The organism is Micromonospora sp. D75, assembly GCF_018070405.1.
GTDB lineage: Bacteria > Actinomycetota > Actinomycetes > Mycobacteriales > Micromonosporaceae > Micromonospora > Micromonospora chalcea.
The window spans coordinates 1-1,689 of the sequence record NZ_JAGPXV010000910.1; the positions used below are offsets into that span (position 1 = coordinate 1).

The window sequence follows — 1,689 nt, forward strand, 5'->3', positions numbered from 1 at the left end:
ACGTCACCGTCGGCGACCTCTGGATCGCCACGATAGGCGTGCCGGTTCTCAGCTCAGCGCTCGCTGCCGCCCAGACTCACGGCGGCTGAGTCAGCTCAAGCGCCACAGCCGACTCCGGCGCAGCACCCGGCCCACACCTCTTCCAAGTGGAGGTCGAAAGCCCGCCGCCCGCTCATCCGGCGATTGTGCTACGTCAGGCCGCTCATGGAGGAGGTCGTGCTTACTGCGATTTACGGACTCGACCGACTCGGCCAACGCGGTCTCCCGAACCAGCAGTCCGGGCCGTTCAGGCAACAGCAACATGTCGGAGCCGCTGGCAGCCCGGAGGCCCATGGTCATCATCGGTGCCGGATTGCAGCTGGCACCCCGCGCTTACGCCCACCGCGGCCGGCTCCAACGGGATTGTCCAGAGCAATCACGCCGGGGCGTAGCGGCGCACTCCGTCGATGTCGGCAGCCTTCAGCCGCCCCTGCGCCACCAGCAGGTCGAGGTGGGCGGCCGTCTCGGTGATGGCAAGCATCTGGTTGAACAGGTCCAGGTCGGCGAAGGCACGCTCCCGCCTGGTCCAGGTCAGTTGACCCGCCGCCTCGTAAGCCGTCGTCGCGTCACGCACGACCTCGCACGCCTGGTCGAGTCGCTTCGCGTGATGGTGCAGGAGTTCGTCGACGCGCGCGTGGACACTCGGGCCGACCGGGCCGTGCGCGGGCAGCATCCGCTGGTCCGGGAGAGACCGGACCAACCGCAACGAATCCAGGTAGTCCCCGAGTGGCAGCGCCGCGGCCGCCGCCTCGAAGCCGATGGACGGTGTGATGTGCGGAAGGACGTGGTCGCCGGTGAACATCAGCTCCGCGTCGCGATCGAGGAAGACGACGTGCCCACGGGTGTGTCCAGGGGTCGCCACCACCCGCAGGGTCCTGGTCGGCAGGACGACGTCGGTCCCCCCGGCCAACCAGTCGTCCGGTGCCGCCCAGTCCGTCGGATCATGCCGCGCCGACTCGGCCCGCGCGCGCAGCGCTCCGACGATCTCGCCCGCACCGCATCGCATCAGCGCCTGCCAGTGTTCGGACATCGGCCGGTGGCCCGGAGTCGACAGCTCGCGGATAGAGGGTTCCTCGCCCTCGCCGAGGCTCACCGTGGTGCCGAACTCGCGCCGTACGGCCACCGCCATCGCGTAGTGGTCGCGGTGCACGTGCGTCACGAGGAACCGGCGTACGTCCGCAAGGCCCGCGCCCAGTGCAGCCAGGGCCGCGTCCAATGCCTGTCGGGCCGCCGTGATGGCCCAGCCCGAGTCGACCAGCACGAGGCCGTCGTCACCGGCCAGGGCGTACACGTTCACCGATCGCAGACCGTCCTGCGGTAGCGGCAGCGGAATGCGGTACACACCTGCGGCCACCTCGAACACGCCCGGACGCGTCCAGTCCGACGTCACGTCATCGGGCTCGATCCGCATCGCTGCTGCCCCCACCATTCGCCGTCCTCCATCCAGAGCATGACCGACACGACTGTGTCACTTGCGCTTGCGGATCTCCTCGGCGGCCTGGGGGACGACCTTGAACAGGTCACCGACCACGCCGTAGTCGGCCAGTTCGAAGATCGGCGCTTCGGCGTCCTTGTTCACCGCGACGATGGTCTTCGAGGTCTGCATGCCGGCCCGGTGCTGGATCGCCCCGGAGATACCCAGCGCGACAT

At 69.0% G+C, this 1,689-nt stretch carries 1 protein-coding gene and 1 pseudogene; both read right to left on the reverse strand.

What is annotated here, in order from left to right; genetic code table 11:
* Nucleotides 1-415: 415 nt before the first annotated feature.
* On the reverse strand, nucleotides 416-1,450 hold the full coding sequence (locus tag KBX39_RS30585) for an MBL fold metallo-hydrolase (RefSeq protein WP_210873880.1): 1,035 nt from the start codon (nucleotides 1,448-1,450) through the stop codon (nucleotides 416-418).
* A gap of 57 nt (nucleotides 1,451-1,507) precedes the next feature.
* Nucleotides 1,508-1,689, reverse strand: a pseudogene (locus KBX39_RS30590) (FAD-binding protein); the annotation flags it as partial.

Bases quoted from the DNA above. Each gene is read 5' to 3' on its own strand.
- KBX39_RS30585 (WP_210873880.1), bottom strand. From the start codon at position 1,450: ATGCGGATCGAGCCCGATGACGTGACGTCGGACTGGACGCGTCCGGGC.